A 19,837-nucleotide genomic window follows, 5' to 3' on the forward strand; every position below is an offset into this window, starting at 1 on the left:
TGTGCCACCCATTTCGGCTCATATTGTGCCACGTGTCTCGGTGATATAGTGCCATAAAGAATACCAAGCAATAGCCAATCGCCTCATAAACTTTCTAATTTAGATGCTTGCTTCCTTCTAAGTCCCTCGTAATTTTAGTGCTTAATGAAACGCACCATCCTTCTCTACAGCCTGGCCCTGGCCATTCTACTTTTTCTGTTGCAGTGGCTGCAGTTTAGTTTCATGGTGAAGGACTTAACCATCGAGTTTTACCTGGGGGTAGTGGCGACTATTTTTACTGCAGTCGGCATCTGGACTGGGCTAAAATTAACGCGAACAAAAACGAAGGTGGTTGTTCAAACGGAATTCACCTTTAATGAAATAGAACTTAACCGACTGGGCATCAGCAAAAGAGAGCTTGAAGTATTAACACTGATGGCCCAGGGTTTATCGAACCAGGAAATAGCCGATAAACTATTTGTATCGCTGAATACCATTAAAACACATTCTTCTAATTTATTCCTCAAACTTGAAGTCAATCGCAGAACCCAGGCAATACAAAAGGCGAAAGCATTAAGCCTTATCCGATAATTTCAAATTTGAAATTTCAAATTTTGAATTGCCCTCCTCCAACTTTCAGGTGATTTCAGTAAGTTTATAGACAATCACCCTTTCGGGTGAAGGATAAAACAGCCTTTGTCGCTTTGTTTGAGGCATAAAACAAAATTTATGAAAAAGATAATTTTAATCAACGGACTCATTGCAGGCGCTCTGGTCTCTCTTATGTTGCTAATAACCCAATACATTTTCAGAGCCAACGACACCACCCTGGATTATGGCATGCTGATCGGCTTCAGCACCATGATCATTTCCTTATCCCTAATTTTTGTGGCTGTTAAAACTTACCGCGATCGTCATCAAAACGGTGTTATTACTTTCGGTAAGGCTTTTCAAATTGGAATTCTGCTAGCCGTAATAGCCTCATTTATGTACGCCACCACCTGGGAAATCTATTTTAACACAGCTGGTTCTGATTTTGTAGCATGGTATACTAAAGCGCAGATGGATAAACTGGTGCAGGAAGGCGCCAGCGAAGCAGAGCTGACCGAAATGAAAACCAGTCTGGACAGCATGGCTACAATTTATCAAAACCCGTTGATGCGATTTAGCATGACCTTAATGGAGATTTTTCCGGTAGGTTTGATTATTACCTTGATAAGTGCAGGCTTGCTCAGAAAAAAAGAAGTATTACCCGCATAATTGTTAAGCCATGCAATCAAAAGCTGCTACTGTTGATGAATACATCGTAAGTCTTCCTGACGATAGACGAAAAGCCATTGAAGCGTTGCGAAAAAAAATAAGAAAAAATTTACCAAAAGGTTTTGAGGAGGTGATGAGCTACGGTATGATCGGCTATGTGGTGCCGCATAAACTTTATCCATCAGGCTATCATTGCGATCCTAAACTGCCTTTACCTTTCATTAACATAGCTTCTCAGAAAAATTACATTTCCTTCTACCACATGGGCTTATACGAAGGGGAGTTGTTAGATTGGTTCAGAGATGAATGGAAAGAAGTCTCCATAAAGAAATTAGATATGGGTAAGTGTTGTATACGTTTTAAAAAGCCTGAAGATATTCCTGTGGACTTGCTTGGAGAGTTAGTTTCGAAAGTAACCCCAAAGCAATGGATTGAATATTATGAAAGACAGGTAAAAAGATAGTATGGAAAATGAAGTCACAGCTTTTTTAAAACCCCTGAAACATCCCTTGATAAAGGAGATAGAGGTTTTAAGAAAAATTATACTGAGCACAGATGCCGATATGGGCGAGAATATTAAATGGAACGGTCCTAATTTTCATCATAAAAGTGAGGATAGAATTTCTATACGCATTCATCCTGCTACACAGCTTCAGCTGATTCTGCACCGGGGTGCTAAGGTGTTAGCACAACCTAAGGGAAAATTGATAGAAGATAATTCTGGTATGCTGGTGTGGAAGGGGAACGATCGTGCTGTAATCACCTTTAAAGACATGAAAGAAATTAAGGCAAAGGAAATTGAGTTAAAAGCAATTGTTACTAAATGGTTGGCAGCTTCAGCTGCTGGCAAATAATAAATTACCAATGGAAACTAAAAAACATGTTCTCGGCATTGGCGGATTATTTTTCCGTTCTAAAGATCCTAAAGCCTTAAGTGAATGGTACCGTATTCACTTTGGTATTAATGATGCAACTAGCAATAGTCTATGGATAACGGAAGAGGGGCCAACAGTTTTTTCTCCCTTTAAGCAAGACACCGACTATTTTGGTAGTAAAGAACAAATGTTTATGATCAACTTTCGTGTGCAGGATTTAGATGGCTTGATGGAAAAGCTTGCTGAGGCCGGAGTTCGCATTGATGATAAGCGCATGAACGAAGCATATGGAAAATTTGCCTGGGTGTACGACTCTGAAGGAAACAAGTTAGAGTTATGGGAAGCCGTTTGATGATGTGCAGATTCGTTGATGTACTGATTGATAATTGAAGATTTACTAATTTAAAGATTAATCATCAGCACATCAACTCATTAATCATCAGCAAATTTAAAAACCTCTTTGTCTTCTGGCTTCAAACACAACCACCGCGGCAGCAGTCGATACATTCATTGAATCAATTTTGCCCAACATAGGAATGATAATGTTAGCATTAGCTTGCTTTACCCAGACATCAGTAAGGCCGGTAGCTTCAGTGCCCATCACTATGGCTGAAGGTTTTTGGTAATCAACGGTATGGTAAGGCTGGGAGGCTTGCAAGTAAGTGCAATAGATTTCAATGTTGTTTTTTCTAAGCCAGGCAATGGTTTCTTCAGAAGTGGCAGCTGCCACTTGTTTTGTAAACACACACCCTAAACTAGAGCGAATTACATTTGGGTTATAAAAATCAGTTTGTGTATCGCAAATGATAACGGCATCAACATTAGCAGCATCGGCAGTGCGAAGTATTGCCCCAAGGTTGCCTGGCTTTTCAACACCTTCTAAAATCAGTATCAAGGGATTTTTGCTGAGTTCAATCTGATCCAGTGCATGTACACGCATTTCGGCAACGGCAATCATACCGCCAGTACCCTCACGCACGGCAATTTTATCAAACACCTCTTTAGATACAGGAATCAGTAATTTTTCATCCTTTAATTGAGCAGGAATATCAGCGACATCAACAATCTCATCACAAAAAAACAAGTTGCCAATTTTATAACCGGCTTCTATTGCCATGCTGATTTCCTTTTTGCCCTCAATGATAAAAAGCTGCTGCTTTCTTCGCTCACGCGGTTTCTCCAGGGCAAGCAGGCTTTTGATTTTAGGGTTTTGAGTACTCGTTATCTTGAAATGCATGACTGGTTTAAAATTCAAAATTCAAAATTTAAAGTTAGAATGAACACTTATTCGTACTTTTATTTTGAATTTTAAATTTTGAATTTGAAACTGTTACACCCCGCTTCCTGGCAAGATTACCAACTCATTGATTCCGGAGAAGGAGAAAAGTTAGAGCGCTTTGGTAAATACACACTCATTCGCCCTGAACCACAGGCTATTTGGAAAAAAGTATTGAGCGATGATGAATGGCAGAAACTGGCACATGCACGTTTTGATCGCGAACAAAAGGATAAATTCCGTTTTAGCGATGACGTGAAAGGTGGTTGGCAACGAGGCAAGGACATGCCTGAAAGTTGGAATGTTTCCTATCCTCTGCCAGACAGAAGCATTACCCTCCGGTTAGCACTTACCAGTTTTGGTCACGTTGGCATTTTTCCTGAACAAGGAGAAAACTGGAACTTCATTTATAATACAGTAAAGTCCTGGAACACAGCTAACCCTCGCATATTAAACCTTTTTGCCTATACAGGCGCAGCCAGTGTAATGGCTAAAGCAGCAGGTGCCGATGTTACGCATGTAGATGCATCAAGGCCTGGTATAAATTGGGCTAATCAAAATATGCAATTGAACGATCTTGCAGACATTCGTTGGGTATATGAAGATGCACTCAAGTTTGTAAAGAGAGAAGTGAAACGCGGCAATAAATATAATGGAATCATTATGGATCCGCCTCCTTATGGACGCGGGCCCGATGGAGAAAAGTGGACTTTGCAAGAGAAGTTAGACGAGCTTGTGCAACAAGCCAGCGAACTACTTGAAAAGAAAAATGCTTTTTTCATCCTTAGTACTTATGCTGTTGGGCTTTCATCATTAGTGAGTGTAAATGTGGTAAAATCACATTTTAATGTAACACCAGAATTTGGCGAGTTCTTTTTAAAATCAAAGAACAACCGCGATTTACCAATGGGTACTTTTTTGAGATTTAATGTGTAGTTAAGCATCCACTATCTTGACTATTAATGATACAATATTATTTACAGTCATTACGTGTTTAATAGCTTAGATTCAAAGTTTAAGATTATGAATATGAAATACGAGAAAATCATCTATGGTCTAGGTACGTGCCTGATAGTAGGGGGTGCCATTCTTAAAGTGATGCATATACCATATGGAAATGCATTGCTTATGATGGGTTTTATAGGTACATCACTTTTTCAATCCTGGTTAATTACTCAGTTGAAGAATAAGGTTAATGAACTTGAACAAAAGCAGGAAAGTAGGGGATAATGCGCGACACAGCCAATACGCTTTTTACCCTAGCTGCGGATTTTATTCAGCACACCTCACGCTCTGTTTTTTTAACAGGTAAGGCAGGTACTGGTAAGACTACCTTTCTTCGCCATATTGCTTCTACCACTAAAAAGAGTTTGGCCATTGCCGCACCAACAGGAGTGGCCGCGATTAATGCTGGTGGCATGACACTCCACTCATTATTTCAATTGCCCTTTGGTGTTTACCTGCCGGGCTATCATACTGCCAATACTTCCGTTCAGATTACCAATAGAAATAATCTCTTCAAAAACCTTCACCTCAGCAAAACAAAAAGAGAAGTATTGCAGGAGATGGAACTACTGATCATTGATGAGATCAGCATGGTGCGTTGCGATATGCTGGATGCAGTAGACACTATTTTGAAAGTGGTAAGAAGAAGTCAGCAACCTTTTGGCGGTGTGCAATTATTATTTATCGGTGATTTGTATCAGCTCTCGCCCGTTGCCAAGCCTGATGAATGGGCCATTCTACAAGAGCATTACGAAAGCCCCTTCTTCTTTCATGCCAAGGTAATGGAGGAGGCAAAACCCCTCAACATAGAGTTAACAAAAATCTACCGACAAAACGAGCAGACCTTTATAGACCTGCTCAATAATATCAGGCAGGGTAAAGTGACCAATGATGATCTCAGCTTATTGGATTCACGCTTACAAAATCAAAAAATTGAAGGTGCCATCACACTAACAACACACAATCAAAAAGCAGATAGCATTAATGAATATGAATTAAGTAATCTTGAGGCCCAGGCCTATCGGTTTAAGGCAATAATAACCGGAGAGTTTTCCGACAGGAGCTATCCAACGGATGAGGTATTGGTATTGAAGAAGGGTGCACGTATCATGTTCATAAAAAATGATTCTGGAGAAGAGCGCAGGTACTACAATGGTAAAATGGCTACCATTACTTTTGTTGATGAAGACGCTGTTGAGGTGCAGTTTGATGATGGATTTACTTTTGACCTGACCAAAGAAACGTGGCGCAACATTCGTTATAAATACCAGGCAGAAGCCGATGAAATTGATGAAGAGGAGTTAGGCACATTTACACAATACCCAATACGATTAGCCTGGGCCATTACCATACATAAAAGTCAGGGGTTAACTTTTGAAAAAGCAATGATAGACGCGGGTAACTCATTTGCCCCCGGTCAGGTCTATGTTGCCTTAAGTCGTTGTACTTCTCTCGATGGTTTAATTTTACAAACACCCATTGCTTCAAAGCAGATCATGACTGATCCGCAGGTAATTCGCTACTCAAACAATTTAAAAACAGTTACTGAGCTAAACGAATTACTTGAAACGGAAAAAGCCATTCACACCAAATTGCAGATTGCACGCTCTTTTACTTTTTCAAAAATAAAAGATGCTATTTCGGAATGGGCTGCGGCAGTTGGAGAGCAAAAATCTCCTGACATCAATGCTATCGACCTAAGTGGAAAACTAATGGCCAAAGCCATCAACTTAGATGAACTCGCACTAAAAACAAGGGCTTGGTTAGAACGCAAGAGCGAAAATGTATCAAGTGTTGAGGCTGAGCAAGTCTTTGAACAGGGTCTTAAGAAATCGATTGAGCATTTTTACGAATTACTGCACAACGATTTTTATCTTCCTTTACTTTCACACGAAGAAAGTTTCAGGGCCAAGAAGAAAGTAAAGCAGAAGGTACAGGAAGTACAGCAGCTCCTCTCCATTGTGCGTTCTCATGCCCAACGTTTGTGTGGCATCTTTTTAGAAGATGAGATCATGTTTAACGGCAAACCAGATTATTACAAAACAGTAGCGCCATTGAAACCCTTGGCTAAAGGTGGTAGTGCTATTGAATCACGGATATTATTCGATAAAGGTATGTCGCTAGAAGAAATTGCAGAATCCAGGGGCTTAGTTTTGTCTACCATTCAAGGGCATATTGCGCAATACGTTAAGACAGGAGCTATAGCCATTGATAGACTGGTTAGCGCTGAAAAACTTGCTGTAATTGAAAAGACCTTTAAAGAAACAGACGAACCAACCTTTTCCAGTATAAAGGAAAAATTGGGTGATGACTACACTTACGGAGAGATTAGGATGGTTTTTAACCATTTGGAGTACTTAAACAAGGCTTAAGCGTATCCAGACAAATTTTCTTCGGAGGCTATTTTGATTTTATCGTTTCATTAGATTTTCAAAATCGCTCAGGCAAATCCATAACTTTCAGCTATCTTTGCGCCCTTAAATTCAAGCAAAGACCGTCCAAACTGGGGCGGAAGCAAACAATATGGAAGTAAATAAAATCAGGAACATTGCGATTATCGCACACGTTGACCACGGTAAAACTACCCTTGTTGACAAACTTCTCATGGCCGGTAAACTTTTTAAAGACCACGAGACCCCTGGCGAGCTAATCATGGACAGCAATGACCTGGAACGCGAGCGTGGTATTACAATTTTGGCGAAAAACGTTTCTGTTCGCTATAAAGATTATAAAATCAATGTAATTGATACACCGGGTCACTCTGACTTTGGTGGTGAAGTAGAGCGCGTATTGAACATGGCCGATGGTTGCTTACTATTGGTTGATGCTTTCGAAGGTCCAATGCCTCAAACACGTTTCGTATTGCAAAAGGCGCTTCAGATGGGTTTAAAGCCCATTGTTGTTGTTAATAAGGTTGATAAGAAAAACTGTACACCTGACGAAGTACATGAGCAGGTTTTCGAATTAATGTTCTCTTTAGATGCTACAGAAGAACAGTTAAACTTCCCTACTTTCTATGGTTCTGCCAAGAATGGTTGGATGAGTACAGACTGGAGAAAACCTACAGAAGATATTTCTCCTCTTATCGAAGGTGTTATCGAACACATTCCTGCACCTAAAGTTGATGAAGGTCTAACACAGTTAATGATCACTTCGCTTGAGTACTCGGCCTACATTGGTCGTGTAGCCATCGGACGTGTACAACGCGGTAGCATTAAGGCTGGTCAACCGATTGCCTTGGTGAAACGCGATGGTAAAATTGTGAAAACACGCGTAAAAGAAGTTTACGTATTCGAAGGTTTTGGTAAAGAAAAAGTAGAGCAGGTATCTGCCGGTGAAATTTGTGCGTTGGTTGGTATAGAAGGTTTTGAAATTGGTGATACGGTAACAGATGTTGAAAAACCTGAAGCTTTAAAAGCGATTTCTATTGATGAGCCTACTATGAGTATGCTCTTCACCATTAACAACTCACCTTTCTATGCTAAAGAAGGTAAGTTTGTTACATCACGCCACATTCGTGAGCGTTTGGAAAAAGAATTAGAGAAAAACCTGGCGCTTCGCTTAGGCGATACAGGTTCAGCAGATAGTTTCATGGTATTCGGACGAGGTGTACTACACTTGTCTGTATTGATTGAAACCATGCGCAGAGAGGGTTATGAATTACAGATCGGTCAGCCACAGGTTATCTTCCGTGAAATTGACGGTATGAAATGTGAGCCGGTTGAAGAATTAACTATCGACTTACCAGAAACAGTTGCAGGTAAGGCTATTGAAACAGTATCGCAGCGTAAAGGTGAAATGTTAAACATGGAACCAAAAGCGGATCGTATGATTTTAAAGTTCTTGATTCCTTCACGCGGTATCATGGGCTTGAGAAACTATTTGTTAAACGTAACAGCAGGTGAAGCGATTGTAACACACCGCTTTAAAGAATACCAACCTTACAAAGGTGAAATTCCTGGCCGTATCAATGGTTCATTAATTGTAATGGAACAAGGTGAGGCTATCGCATACAGCTTGCACAACCTACAGGATCGTGGTAAGTTCTTTATCAATGATGGTGAAGAAGTTTACGAAGGTCAGGTGATTGGTGAACACAGCCGTGCGGGTGACTTGGTAATTAACGTTACCAAAACCAAGAAACTTACTAACATGCGTGCTTCTGGTTCGGATGAGAAGATGAAAATAGCTCCTCCTTTGAAGCACACATTGGAAGAAGCTTTGGAATATATTCAAGGTGACGAATACGTAGAGGTAACACCTAAGTCAATCCGTATCCGTAAAATCTATTTAACTGAAAACGAGCGTAAGCGTTATAGCAAAGGTTAAAACTGTAGGATACACTACAGATAAAGCCTGAATTAATTAACGGCACTTAGAATTTTCAGAGCCTTATCATTTTTCAGTTTACTGACTGTAGAATGATTTGAGAGCACTGAGGATTCTAAGTGTTTTTAAATTCCCCTAATGTTAGAAAAGTAAACCCCTTCTCTTTACACCACGCAAGCCATTGGTCAAAAGAGTAAACCATAGCACGCCCTGTCTTTTTTCTGACAAAGCCGGGTAACCCAAAACGCGATTGATTCAGATCTGTGAATTCCCAGGGGTGGAAATATAAATTGAGGTAACGATCACTCCAGAGCACAATACAGCAAAACCATTTATAAATCATTAAAGGTAAGTTGTGGAATGACAACCAAAATAAAGGAAACCGAAGTGTTGGAGTCGCAGAAGCAGGAATCTCTAATAAACCATTGTGCATAAAAGCAGTACGCGGTTTAAAATAATTATTGTAGCGTCCTGGTAGATAAACCGGATTCAGGGATGAGTCATATCGATAGCCTGCAGCCACAATGGCGGCATCGCTTACAGGTTTCATGCGCGCCATTCTGAACCCGGAAATAGTTTGCCCGGAAATTTTCTCAAGCTCTTTTTTAGAGGAGACTAAATGCTCTTCCTTGAAATCTGAATGATAAAATCCGTGTGAAGCCAGCTCATGTCCTTCTTTATTAATTCTGTCGATGATTTCTGGAGCATTAGATGCAAATACAACTGTGCTGAAAAAGGTAGCATGTATTTGGTGCTTTTTTAATAAATCCAGGATAACGTGGCAGCCAACCCTGGAAATACTGATTTGATCGGAGAAAGGAATTGATTTTCCATACTCAAGGGGCATATCAAACTCTTCAATATCAAAGGAGAGAAAAACAGTCTTACCTTGTCTTGGTTTCATTAACAGTATTGCGAAGGTTAGGATGGTTCGATTCACGAATCAGGTAGAGTGGACGTTGCTTTACTTGTAATACCAATTTTCCGAGATATAACCCAATAATACCTAACATCAGAAGTTGCAATCCACCAAAGAAGATTATCGTCATAATAAGTGAGGTCCATCCATTTACTGCATTGCCTGTGAAATAACTAATAAGTGCGTAAGGCAAATAGGAAAGTGAAATGATAAAAAAAGCAATACCAAGATAAGCTGTAAGTAACAAAGGTTTTGTGCTGAATGAAGTAATTCCTCTGTAAGCAAATGAGATCATCTTGCCGAGACTGTATTTGCTTTCTCCAGCATGGCGCATCCCCGGAGAGTATTCGATAGAAGTTTGTCTGAAGCCCATCCATTTTACTAAACCGCGAATAAACAGATCTGTTTCACCAAATCGGTTAATAGCATCAACGGCTCTTCGATCCATCAATCTGAAATCTGCTGTGCCCTTCTCTAATTCAAGGTCAGAAAGAACTCTCATTAGCGAATAAAAAAAGGAAGAGCTTTTTCTCTTAAAGGAGGATGTGTTTTTATCATCCTTCCGGATAGTATAAACAATGTCGAATCCATTTTGCCACTTCTCAATTAACGTGGGAATTAATCCAGGAGGGTGCTGCAAATCAGCATCCATTGAAATAACGCAATCACCCTGAGCCATGTCTATCCCTGCCTTAAGTGCAAACTGATGGCCAAAATTTCTTGACAACTCTATGTAAAAAACGTCTGGATCGGCCTTAGCTATTCTTTGAATTTCAGAGAGTGATTGGTCGTTACTGCCATCATCCACAAAAATAATCTCATAGTTGAATCGTGCATTTATCAGAATATCATGAATGCGATTATAAAGTGGTTGAATATTCCTCCCCTCATTATATACAGGTATTACAATTGAAATTCTTCGAGTCATTTTTTAATTATTGATGACTTGTATTAGATAACGGGCTGTTTTCTTTAAAAGTAATTAGTTCCCACATTAGATATAACCAAACCAATATACAGGGTAGGGCTTTGAGTGCATATTGTAGAACAAAATCTCTTGCATATCTGGGAAACAAATCTGTGGGAGATAAACTCGTTAAAATAAATGTAAAAATAAAAAGACTCAGTACAATACTGTTAATTGGTTTTTTATGCAGTAGAAACCAAATGCATGCACCCGTAAATGCAATTATATAGGTTGAAGATTCTGTTCCTGTGCTAAATAAACAGACAAACAACATTACAGAGCTTAATAACAGTAATTGAAAATTTTGATTGGTGAATTGTTTGATCTTAAGGTAGGGTATTGCGAATAAACTTAGTCCCGGAATAAGAAAATACAAGGTGGGAATATCGAGAAAACCGGTAACTCTTCTTACAAACCCCATTATTGAAATATCTTGCCTTAAAGAGTAAATATTTAATTCATTTTTGGTAGTAAGTGAATTAAACCAGTCTTGATAAGATTGAATGATAAAGTCGGGACTTGCTAAAAACATTGGGGCTATTAAGCAAATCAATGCCCAAAAGACAGAAGATAACAAAAGCCTGCTTTTGTTTTTTGAGAAGAAGAAAAAAGCAAATCCTACTACGCTGTATAGCTTAATAAATGTGCCAGCCATAATTACTAAAGCGGCCCAGAATTCCTTCCCCTGGCTTATCCACACGTAGGCTAAAATAATGGTGGCTGCTATAACTGGATTAAACTGCGTATTTACATAGGATGTAAAAAGTTCGTTAGATATCAAAAGCAGCAAAATTACTTGTTGTGATTCCTTTAATGGAAGTTGTCTGATTGCGTAGTATAAAGTCAACCCTGTGAATGAGATCCATAAGATTACGCCTATAAGATCAGGCAGCATGGCAAAAGGAGCTATAATTATACTAAAGAAGGGGCCATAATGGTTAGAATCAAAATATAGGTTGGGGTATTCTAAATAGAGATTTTGCTCCGCCAGCGTATTCCAAAAAACATTCTTAAAGATTAAATAATTATTGTAGCCACCTCTTAAATGCTGTTTAACACCAGCGATAAAGGCAAGACAAAGCCATATAACTAATATTGATCTTGGCTTTCCTATTATTGATTTGAGCATAAGTAACCGAAAAATACTAAATAACCTTATGAGGCTGAAATTTTGTGTTTTCTCACTTCAATTAAAGGTTGAAAGTTATAAGAGTCTGATCGATTTAAACTAAGGATTAACTAGTTTAGTGTACTATTATTAATATTGAGTTAAACTATGTTAAGATAGTTTACAGCACATTCTCATTTTTAAGCATGGAGCGCATTAGAGTAATCAATATACAAGGCCATTCCATTATTGTGGTGGATTATGCTGGCTGCAAAGAAGATGAAATGTTAGCCCTGGCCGCCTTGGCGAAAGAGGCTGTTAAAGCTGATGGTACTCTAAAGCTGGTGATTTCGCGCTACAGTAATATGTATATCACGCCACGCTTTGTTCGTTTTTTTGAAAATGAAACCAACGAAGTAAAACCATTTTTAAAAAAGAATGCACTTATCGGTTTAAATGAACCCAAGAAAATAATAGTAAAAGCATTTAACTTCTTCATGGGCACCGATTTCAGGGCTTTCGATAGTGAAAAAGAGGCTCTTGAGTTTTTGGTCGATGCACCGATTGAGGAGGAGGCTAAAAGTATCTTTGATTAATAACAAGATCGATGCATTGATCATAGTCACTACAGAATACCTTGCTTGAGGTTTCTCGGTTAAGCTCGAAAATAACCCTTTCTTTTGCCTAAAATTTCGGATTGCGCTCCGGAAATACTGCTTATTTTTGCGGATGGCACAACAGATTCTCATTCTTGATTTTGGTTCACAATACACCCAGCTGATTGCCCGCAGGGTTCGCGAGCTTAATGTTTATTGTGAAATCCACCCATTTAATAAGGTTCCAGCCTTAACTCCTGATATTAAAGGTGTTATTTTGTCTGGCAGCCCCTGCTCAGTACGTCAGGAGAATGCGCCAACAGTTGATCTCAGCCTTTTCAGGGGCAAAGTACCCGTTCTAGGTGTTTGTTACGGTGCCCAACTGATGGCTCAGCAATTGGGTGGCAGCGTTACCCCTTCTAAAATCAGAGAATATGGTCGCGCTAAACTGAGCACTGTTGATCATCATAATGATTTATTAAAAGAAATCTCTCTTGATAGCCAGGTGTGGATGTCGCATGGCGACACAATAGAAGCAGTGCCTGATAATTTTGAGCTAATCGCCAGCACCTCATCTGTACGGGTAGCGGCTTTTCAGATAAAAAATGAAAAAACTTTCGGTATACAATTCCACCCTGAAGTAACACACTCAACCGAAGGCAAAAACTTACTAAGAAATTTCGTTGTTCATATCTGCAATAGTGCACAAGATTGGACACCAGATCAATTTATTGAAACTACCATAACTGATTTAAAACAAAAGTTGGGTAATGATCAGGTAGTAATGGCTCTCTCGGGCGGTGTAGACTCTACAGTTGCAGCTATTTTAGTGCATAAAGCAATTGGAAAAAATCTGCATTGCATTTTTGTGGATAATGGTTTGCTACGTAAAGATGAATTTACGCAGGTATTGGAATCATATAAAGGCATGGGGCTTAACATAAAAGGTGTTGATGCTAAAGATAAATTTTATACTGCCCTGAATGGCCTTACAGAGCCTGAGAGCAAACGCAAGGCTATCGGTAAAACCTTTATCGATGTATTTGATGAGGAATCTCATCAGATTAAAGATGTAAAATGGTTGGGACAAGGCACTATCTATCCTGATGTGATTGAATCTGCACCGGTAATGGGGCCATCACAAACGATTAAGTCACACCACAATGTGGGTGGCTTACCTGAAAAGATGAAACTTAAAATCGTTGAGCCACTGAATACTTTGTTTAAAGATGAAGTGCGACTTGTGGGTAAAACGTTAGGTATTGATCCAACTATTTTAGGGAGACATCCTTTCCCAGGACCAGGTTTGGGCATTCGTATATTAGGAGATATCAACGCGGAAAAAGTAAGTGTATTACAGGAAGTAGATGCTATCTTTATTGGCGGCTTGCGCAAACATGGTCTGTACGATAAAGTTTGGCAAGCTGGTGCAATGTTGCTGCCAATACAATCTGTAGGTGTAATGGGCGATGAAAGAACGTATGAACGTGTGGTGGCTTTACGCGCAGTGAGTTCCATTGACGGTATGACTGCCGATTGGGTTCATTTGCCTTACGAGTTCCTCGCAGAGATATCAAATGAAATTATTAATAAAGTAAAAGGGGTGAATCGTGTAGTATATGACATTAGCTCAAAACCACCGGCTACTATAGAGTGGGAATAAATCAATTGACAATGGATAATTAACAATGTACAATTGCTTATGACGAAAAGAGATTTGAGACTTTCAATTTTAGTGCTTTTTATAATTGTCAATTGTCAACTGTCAATTGACAATTCTGCATTTGCACAAGTGCAAGTGAACTACGAGCAAGACTATAAAAATGCCAAGCTCCTTTTTCAGGAAGGCAAGTACAATCTGGCTATGGAAAACTTCAAAAAAGTTATTCCCTACGACAAGGCCAACGATTATTCACAGTATGCATCATTTTATTATGCAGTAGCCGCTTTCAAACAACGATACTACAGTGTATCAAAAGATATGCTGAATCAGATAAAAATGTTGTATCCCAATTGGGAGAAAACAGAAGAGGTTAATTATTGGCTTGCACTAAACCTGCTTGAAACAGGTGACATTTTTCAAGGTGTAAAAATAATTAATGCATTAAAAGATAAAAAACTTCAGACTGAAGCAAATCGCGCCAAAGAAAATTATATCAACAAAATCACCGATGCAGAAACACTTAGGATGCTCGCGGAAGAACATCCCAAAGATCAGGTAATTGCTACATCGTTAGCATCAGTCTTATCTAAAAATATTGCCTCGTTAGCTGATCGCGAGGAACTTGAAAAGTTAATAGATGATTTTAACCTTGACCGTAATGCTTTTATTACAGAGGCGCCAAAATCATTCTTTAAAGATATCTACTCAGTGGCGCTTGTTTTTCCTTTTGTGGTTAACAGACTTGATCCAAGTCCTGCCAAAAAGCCAAATCAGTTTGTGCTGGATATGTATCAGGGTATTCTACTAGCGAAAGACACATTAGAAAAACAAGGAATAAAAATCAGCTTACGAGCATACGATACAGAACGCAGTCAGGAGAAATTGAAATTTATTTTGGAGAAAGATGAATTAAAAAATGCTGATTTAGTAATTGGGCCACTCTTGCGTGAAGACAATGCATTGATGCAGGAATTTTCAGCAACCAATAAAGTCAATACCTTTAATCCTTTGTCGAATGACTTCGATATGGTGAAGGGCAATCCCTTTGGATTTCTCTTTCAACCTTCTTACGAAGTGATAGGGCATAAAGCAGCAAAGTATTTAAGTACTGATGTAGAGCGCAGTAAAAAGAAGTGCCTGGTTTTTTACGGCTCCAATATGCGGGACTCAGTCTTGGCGTGGAACTTTATTGCGAAAGCTGAAGAAGCTGGTATTAAGATAATCTTAAAACAGGAAGTGTATAAAGAAGAATCAAACAAAATTACTGATGTACTCGCCACAGCTACAGAGTTTGACGAATGGAAAGCGCCCTCGCAATTTACTATTCCAAAAGATAGTATAGGAGCAATTTTTGTCGCTTCAGATGATCCTGTTATTTATACTAAAGTAGTGAGTGCTGTTGAAACGCGTAAAGACAATACTTTGATTATTGGAAGTGAAGTGTGGTTGGAAAATGGCTCCATAGCTTTGGCTAAATTTCAACGTATGAATATTGTTTTGCACGCACCAAACTATGTTTCGGCAAACAGTAAAGAATACGCTGACTTTAACCGTCAGTTTATCAAACGATTTGGTCGTACGCCATCAAGCCTTTCGCTTAACTACGCAAGAACTGGTTACGAAATGATGCTTATTCTCGGTCGCGGCCTTCATAAATATGGTGTTTACTTGCAGGATGGATTTAATAAGGAAGTACAAGAACCTTATATGATGACAGGCTTTGATTTCCGTTTCAGTAACTTTAATCAAACAGTTCCGTTTGTTAAATTTCAATACGGATCACTCGAAGTAATTGCTACATATTAATTGAGTATTCACAGGAAGTAAGCGTTACCTTTTTTTTAAGCAGCATGAATCGCGATACAAGTAAATCACTTTTTGATAGAGCAAAACAAGTTATACCCGGTGGTGTAAATTCACCTGTCCGGGCTTTTCGTGCAGTTGGTGGCAATCCGCTTTTTATGCAGCGAGCAAAAGGCGCTTATCTTTTTGATGAAGATGGAAACCGATTTATTGACATGATCAATTCATGGGGTCCAATGATTTTAGGGCATGCGAATGAAGTGGTTGAAGAGGCTGTAAAAAAAGCGTTAGAAGGATCACCTTCCTTTGGCGCACCAACAAGACGTGAAGTGGAAATGGCTGAGTTAGTCTGCTCATTAGTTCCTTCAATCGAACAGGTGCGCATGGTCAATTCCGGAACAGAGGCAACCATGGCCGCTATACGTGTTGCGCGAGGTTATACCGGTCGCGATAAAATCATTAAGATGGAAGGCTGCTACCATGGCCATGCAGATTCATTTCTAATTGCTGCTGGGAGTGGCGCAATGACTTTCGGTGTGCCTGATAGTCCGGGGGTAACAAAAGGTGTTGCTAACGATACACTTACGGCTCCTTTCAATAACCTTGCTGCTGTTGAAAAAATTTTAGATGAAAATAAAGATAATGTTGCTGCTCTTATTTTAGAGCCAGTAGTAGGTAACATGGGTTGTGTACTTCCTAATGAAAATTATTTACAAGGCTTGCGTAAACTTTGCACACAACATGGCGTTGTGTTAATTTTCGATGAAGTAATGACTGGTTTCCGTTTATCAATAGGTGGTGCTCAACAATTATTTGGTGTCGAGCCCGACATGACTACCCTTGGTAAAATTGTTGGAGGAGGTTTACCAGTTGGTGCCTATGGTGGAAGAAAAGAAATTATGAACTGTGTTTCACCTGCCGGGCCTGTATATCAGGCCGGAACTTTGTCAGGTAATCCTTTGGCAATGGCGGCTGGGAAAGCATTGCTTACTTATTTAAAGGAAAACCCTTCGGTATACATCAATATAAATCAGGCAGGAACAAGTTTGGCCGAGGGATTACGCGCTCAGATAAAAGAATTTGGCATTAAAGCATCTGTTAACCAGATTGGTTCAATGTTTACTTTATTCTTTACAGATGAGCATGTAGCAGATTATGATTCAGCTAAGAAAGCTGACACAACAGTGTTTGGAATTTATTTTCAGCATATGCTTGAGCAAGGTGTATACATGGCTCCTTCGCAATTCGAGGCTATGTTCATTTCGAATTGTATAGATAAAAACATAACGGGTGATATATTATCAGCTAGTTATAATGCTTTAAAAAGTATTTCTAAGTAGTATCAACTCAATATAAAAAGGTGAGCCAGCTTCGAGAAATATGGTCGTTTCGATTCCTCTCTGGAGTACTTGCTTTTTATTTATTGAATATTAGTATCGACCCACAGGATATTTCTGCTCCATGGCAAGAAGAAAATCTTTATGTTAATGAGATAGAATCTATTGTAGAGCTCATTGCAGAAGAGATTCTTAATTATAATGATGCTGTTCCGGAACATGAAGATGCTGATGGAGAAAAGAACGCTCATGTTAGTTTTTTTAAATTATTTTCTCCTTCAGTTTTTCTGTTTGCTATTTTTGAATTGAAAAACAAAATTAAATTACCTGATGTAAACTTCCCGAGCAGGTTAATTAAACAGAGCGCTGATGTTGCAGCGCCCCCACCACGAGCTTAGTTCTAACAAAGTATTGTCCTATGACCAATCGGTCACTATTACTTTATGTTATAACTATGAAATCGCCATTAAAATCCGTTACACCCAATGGTCTGATAATTCAGGTGATTCCATGTGTCCATGATTTAAGAAATGAATATTAACACATGAAAGCAAAATTTAGACGCAATCTTTTCTTTTTATTATTGTTAGCCCTACTCGCCATCTGGACTATCCTTCATGCGTGGTTGGCTGACTAACGAATATTTAAAGCATATGAAATATTTCTGCACACGCATATTCATGTGCGTATGCCTGTTTGTGTACGCATCAGATTTTTCAGACAGCACAAAAACATTAATAAACCAAAAGACAAAAATTGATCATGCCGAGCCTTTGTACATAGATTTGATTCGCGATCTCGGAGCCCGAAAAGGGGAACGTGAGTGGAATGTGGGCCTAGGAATGACAGATAAATTTGTTACGATAAATACATCGCACTGGTAGAGTATGAATGGGCAGTAGCTGACAGAATTGGACCTGAGATTGAGTTGCCATTTTTTATTTATTTACCAAATAAAACTGGAATGGAGTAAACCAGGCCTTCAGATCGGTTAGGGTCTATTAAAACTGCTGTGCAATGGACTTTTCTTGTCAAGCCAAAAGCAGGTTTATCCTTGGCGTTAGGAACTATTAATGAATTGCTTATTCAGGATTTTAATCGTTTAACAAAAGATCAACTCGTGGCAGGAAATGTCATTAATCCATTTTTGGTTGTAGCTAAACGCCTTGTCACAGATTGGCATTCACTTGTATATGCTGGGCCAAAGTTTTCTAATAATTTTAAAACACGTGATTGGCAAAATAGCATGGAGGTGAATACAAACTATCACTACGTGATACCAGACACAGAAAACTATGTAGGTATTGAGTTTAACAAAAGTTTCGGGAGGGGTGAGCTCGATATGGTGATAAGACCGCAAATGCGTCTTGTTATCCATGACTCATTAATGATTGGTATTGTTTCAGGTATACCTGTATCCAAAGAAAGCGAGAGATTGAGTTCGTTTTTAAGATTAATTTATGAACCCAGGCACAAAAAAATAATTAACCAACAAGATGAAGAGCCTGTACGCTCACTTGAATTATTTTAATTAAAGAGGGCGTACAGATTTGTTAATTAAATTCTGAAAGATAGACCAAGGTATATTCTTGTGGGGGATGGTTTGTTTAGCCCTAAATTAGTAGCCACATCAACTTTAACATTAGGGCTAATGTTGTAAATCAAACCACCATTTAATAAGTAGTTATTATCAGCAGATGTAAAGAAAGCAACGGTCTCTACATAAAAATCAAGTTCTCCAACCAAGGGCCCGCCTATCACTACAGTTTGAAAAAAACTAAGATCGTGACCGCCTGTGCCATCCGGAATAAAATCAATTTGCGGTTGTGCTCCAAGTCCTAACTTATCCGTTAATGTATAGGAGAAAGGAAATCCTACACCAAATTGAATGTTGTCATTAAATTCAAGGGCATTTCCAGGCTCAAAGGTTATATAAGGGATAGCACCGAAAGAAGTTTTCTTATCACCATCGTTGCCCCAGAAATTTCTCTTAAGCCTTACTGTTAATGCACCCGCGCCATCATCAATTTTTTTTCCTTCATTATCCTGATAAATATTAAAAAGTTCATAACCGAGATGTATATCCCAATTAGCAGTTAGGCCCATTTTATAAAGTCCGCTCCAAATATTAATTGTTCTGGGACTATTACCCTGAGTTTCTTTTACCCATTTTATAACATCTCCTTCAAATTGAAAATGACCTGCGTCAACTGTCTGTGCAGTTTCAGTAATATCAGGTCTGTCTAATGCAAAGTTTCGCATATTTTCGCGCGGCACGGGTTTAAATAAATTATACCCAGCTTGACTCTGTTGACTGTAAATCTGATGTGTAGAAAGGCATAGTATGATGATGGACAAAAGGTATTGTTTTTTCATGAATTAAAATTTTAGACAAATCTGAATTAATTTTTATATATAAATATTTGCTTGATTAATGATGTTTCAACAAAGATTGTTAATTGCAAATATAGGCTCGACTATTATTTAACCATCTATACCAAAAATCGCAACACACCAATTTAATAAAGTAAATTAGTGTATTAATTGATTATATCCGATAAAATAAATGACTAATTTAGATTCATCGTTGATTTGCAGCTTTGTACTTTTTTAAATTTCAATAATATGTTTGATCAATTTAAGTGAATTTTAAATGGATTTAATGTTTGTTTTTAGTTTAGTTCATATTGTATATCTTAACACTAACTAACCAACCCGCC

20 protein-coding genes and 1 pseudogene are annotated in these 19,837 nt (G+C 38.7%); 16 read left to right on the plus strand and 5 right to left on the minus strand.

Annotated features, from left to right (window positions below):
• Nucleotides 1-144: 144 nt before the first annotated feature.
• The 5 genes from SanaruYs_RS20470 to SanaruYs_RS15475 all read left to right on the plus strand — a co-directional run bounded on the left by SanaruYs_RS20470 (nucleotide 145) and on the right by SanaruYs_RS15475 (nucleotide 2,466).
• Nucleotides 145-570, plus strand: a complete 426-nt coding sequence (locus SanaruYs_RS20470) for a response regulator transcription factor (protein WP_127123485.1) — start codon at nucleotides 145-147, stop codon at nucleotides 568-570.
• A gap of 138 nt (nucleotides 571-708) precedes the next feature.
• Nucleotides 709-1,239 (plus strand): DUF4199 domain-containing protein, encoded by a 531-nt coding sequence (locus SanaruYs_RS15460; protein ID WP_127123486.1) that lies wholly within the window; start codon nucleotides 709-711, stop codon nucleotides 1,237-1,239.
• Between the two features lie 10 nt (nucleotides 1,240-1,249).
• On the plus strand, nucleotides 1,250-1,702 hold the full coding sequence (locus SanaruYs_RS15465) for a DUF1801 domain-containing protein (protein ID WP_127123487.1): 453 nt from the start codon (nucleotides 1,250-1,252) through the stop codon (nucleotides 1,700-1,702).
• A 1-nt stretch (nucleotide 1,703) separates the two neighbouring features.
• Entirely contained in the window at nucleotides 1,704-2,093 is a 390-nt protein-coding gene (locus SanaruYs_RS15470) for a DUF1801 domain-containing protein (RefSeq protein ID WP_127123488.1), read from the plus strand.
• Nucleotides 2,094-2,103: 10 nt separating this feature from the next.
• The gene (locus tag SanaruYs_RS15475; RefSeq protein ID WP_127123489.1) at nucleotides 2,104-2,466 is read left to right on the plus strand and encodes a VOC family protein; all 363 of its coding nucleotides are present in this window, start codon (nucleotides 2,104-2,106) and stop codon (nucleotides 2,464-2,466) included.
• A 96-nt stretch (nucleotides 2,467-2,562) separates the two neighbouring features.
• Here the strand turns inward: SanaruYs_RS15475 and SanaruYs_RS15480 are convergent, their stop codons facing one another.
• Nucleotides 2,563-3,351 carry a TrmH family RNA methyltransferase gene (locus SanaruYs_RS15480; RefSeq protein WP_127123490.1) on the minus strand — a complete coding sequence of 263 codons (789 nt, stop codon included), beginning with the start codon at nucleotides 3,349-3,351 and terminating at the stop codon, nucleotides 2,563-2,565.
• 84 nt (nucleotides 3,352-3,435) lie between these two features.
• On the opposite strand from SanaruYs_RS15480, the gene SanaruYs_RS15485 reads away from it, so the two are divergent.
• The 4 genes from SanaruYs_RS15485 (at nucleotide 3,436) to typA (ending at nucleotide 8,724) form a co-directional block, all read left to right on the plus strand.
• Nucleotides 3,436-4,326, plus strand: a complete 891-nt coding sequence (locus SanaruYs_RS15485; protein WP_127123541.1) for a class I SAM-dependent methyltransferase — start codon at nucleotides 3,436-3,438, stop codon at nucleotides 4,324-4,326.
• 93 nt (nucleotides 4,327-4,419) lie between these two features.
• Nucleotides 4,420-4,620, plus strand: a complete 201-nt coding sequence (locus SanaruYs_RS15490; RefSeq protein WP_127123491.1) for a GldL-related protein — start codon at nucleotides 4,420-4,422, stop codon at nucleotides 4,618-4,620.
• Nucleotides 4,620-6,767, plus strand: coding sequence for a helix-turn-helix domain-containing protein (locus tag SanaruYs_RS20420; protein WP_127123492.1), 2,148 nt, complete (start codon nucleotides 4,620-4,622; stop codon nucleotides 6,765-6,767). Before SanaruYs_RS15490 ends, SanaruYs_RS20420 begins: the two co-directional genes overlap by 1 nt.
• Nucleotides 6,768-6,918: 151 nt before the next feature.
• Nucleotides 6,919-8,724, plus strand: coding sequence for a translational GTPase TypA (gene typA, locus SanaruYs_RS15500; RefSeq protein ID WP_127123493.1), 1,806 nt, complete (start codon nucleotides 6,919-6,921; stop codon nucleotides 8,722-8,724).
• Nucleotides 8,725-8,839: 115 nt separating this feature from the next.
• Here typA and SanaruYs_RS15505 read toward each other — a convergent pair whose 3' ends face one another.
• The 3 genes from SanaruYs_RS15505 to SanaruYs_RS15515 are packed head-to-tail and all read right to left on the minus strand — an operon-like array spanning nucleotide 8,840 to nucleotide 11,739.
• Nucleotides 8,840-9,628: a polysaccharide deacetylase family protein gene (locus SanaruYs_RS15505; RefSeq protein WP_127123494.1), complete on the minus strand. Its 789-nt coding sequence runs from the start codon at nucleotides 9,626-9,628 to the stop codon at nucleotides 8,840-8,842.
• Nucleotides 9,609-10,571: a glycosyltransferase family 2 protein gene (locus SanaruYs_RS15510; protein WP_127123495.1), complete on the minus strand. Its 963-nt coding sequence runs from the start codon at nucleotides 10,569-10,571 to the stop codon at nucleotides 9,609-9,611. The genes SanaruYs_RS15505 and SanaruYs_RS15510 overlap by 20 nt, the downstream gene beginning before the upstream one ends.
• A 7-nt stretch (nucleotides 10,572-10,578) precedes the next feature.
• Entirely contained in the window at nucleotides 10,579-11,739 is a 1,161-nt protein-coding gene (locus SanaruYs_RS15515) for a glycosyltransferase family 87 protein (RefSeq protein WP_127123496.1), read from the minus strand.
• A gap of 185 nt (nucleotides 11,740-11,924) precedes the next feature.
• Between SanaruYs_RS15515 and SanaruYs_RS15520 the strand changes: the two genes are divergently transcribed.
• The 7 genes and pseudogenes from SanaruYs_RS15520 (at nucleotide 11,925) to SanaruYs_RS15545 (ending at nucleotide 18,648) form a co-directional block, all read left to right on the plus strand.
• Nucleotides 11,925-12,314 (plus strand): hypothetical protein, encoded by a 390-nt coding sequence (locus tag SanaruYs_RS15520; RefSeq protein ID WP_127123497.1) that lies wholly within the window; start codon nucleotides 11,925-11,927, stop codon nucleotides 12,312-12,314.
• 133 nt (nucleotides 12,315-12,447) lie between these two features.
• The gene (gene guaA, locus SanaruYs_RS15525; protein WP_127123498.1) at nucleotides 12,448-13,977 is read left to right on the plus strand and encodes a glutamine-hydrolyzing GMP synthase; all 1,530 of its coding nucleotides are present in this window, start codon (nucleotides 12,448-12,450) and stop codon (nucleotides 13,975-13,977) included.
• A gap of 39 nt (nucleotides 13,978-14,016) precedes the next feature.
• Complete coding sequence (locus SanaruYs_RS15530; RefSeq protein ID WP_127123499.1) at nucleotides 14,017-15,783, plus strand: ABC transporter substrate-binding protein; 1,767 nt, start codon at nucleotides 14,017-14,019, stop codon at nucleotides 15,781-15,783.
• 44 nt (nucleotides 15,784-15,827) lie between these two features.
• Nucleotides 15,828-17,120, plus strand: coding sequence for a glutamate-1-semialdehyde 2,1-aminomutase (gene hemL, locus SanaruYs_RS15535; protein WP_127123500.1), 1,293 nt, complete (start codon nucleotides 15,828-15,830; stop codon nucleotides 17,118-17,120).
• Between the two features lie 20 nt (nucleotides 17,121-17,140).
• Nucleotides 17,141-17,515: a hypothetical protein gene (locus SanaruYs_RS15540; RefSeq protein WP_127123501.1), complete on the plus strand. Its 375-nt coding sequence runs from the start codon at nucleotides 17,141-17,143 to the stop codon at nucleotides 17,513-17,515.
• A gap of 282 nt (nucleotides 17,516-17,797) precedes the next feature.
• A complete protein-coding gene (locus SanaruYs_RS20550; protein ID WP_502697146.1) occupies nucleotides 17,798-18,001 on the plus strand; it encodes a hypothetical protein in 204 nt (67 codons plus the stop codon).
• A 26-nt stretch (nucleotides 18,002-18,027) separates the two neighbouring features.
• A pseudogene (locus tag SanaruYs_RS15545) lies at nucleotides 18,028-18,648 on the plus strand (HAEPLYID family protein).
• A 26-nt stretch (nucleotides 18,649-18,674) separates the two neighbouring features.
• On the opposite strand, the gene SanaruYs_RS15550 reads toward SanaruYs_RS15545, so the two are convergent.
• A complete protein-coding gene (locus SanaruYs_RS15550) occupies nucleotides 18,675-19,493 on the minus strand; it encodes a transporter (protein WP_127123503.1) in 819 nt (272 codons plus the stop codon).
• Nucleotides 19,494-19,837 lie beyond the last annotated feature (344 nt).

Source organism: Chryseotalea sanaruensis (assembly GCF_003990915.1).
Classification (GTDB): domain Bacteria; phylum Bacteroidota; class Bacteroidia; order Cytophagales; family Cyclobacteriaceae; genus Chryseotalea; species Chryseotalea sanaruensis.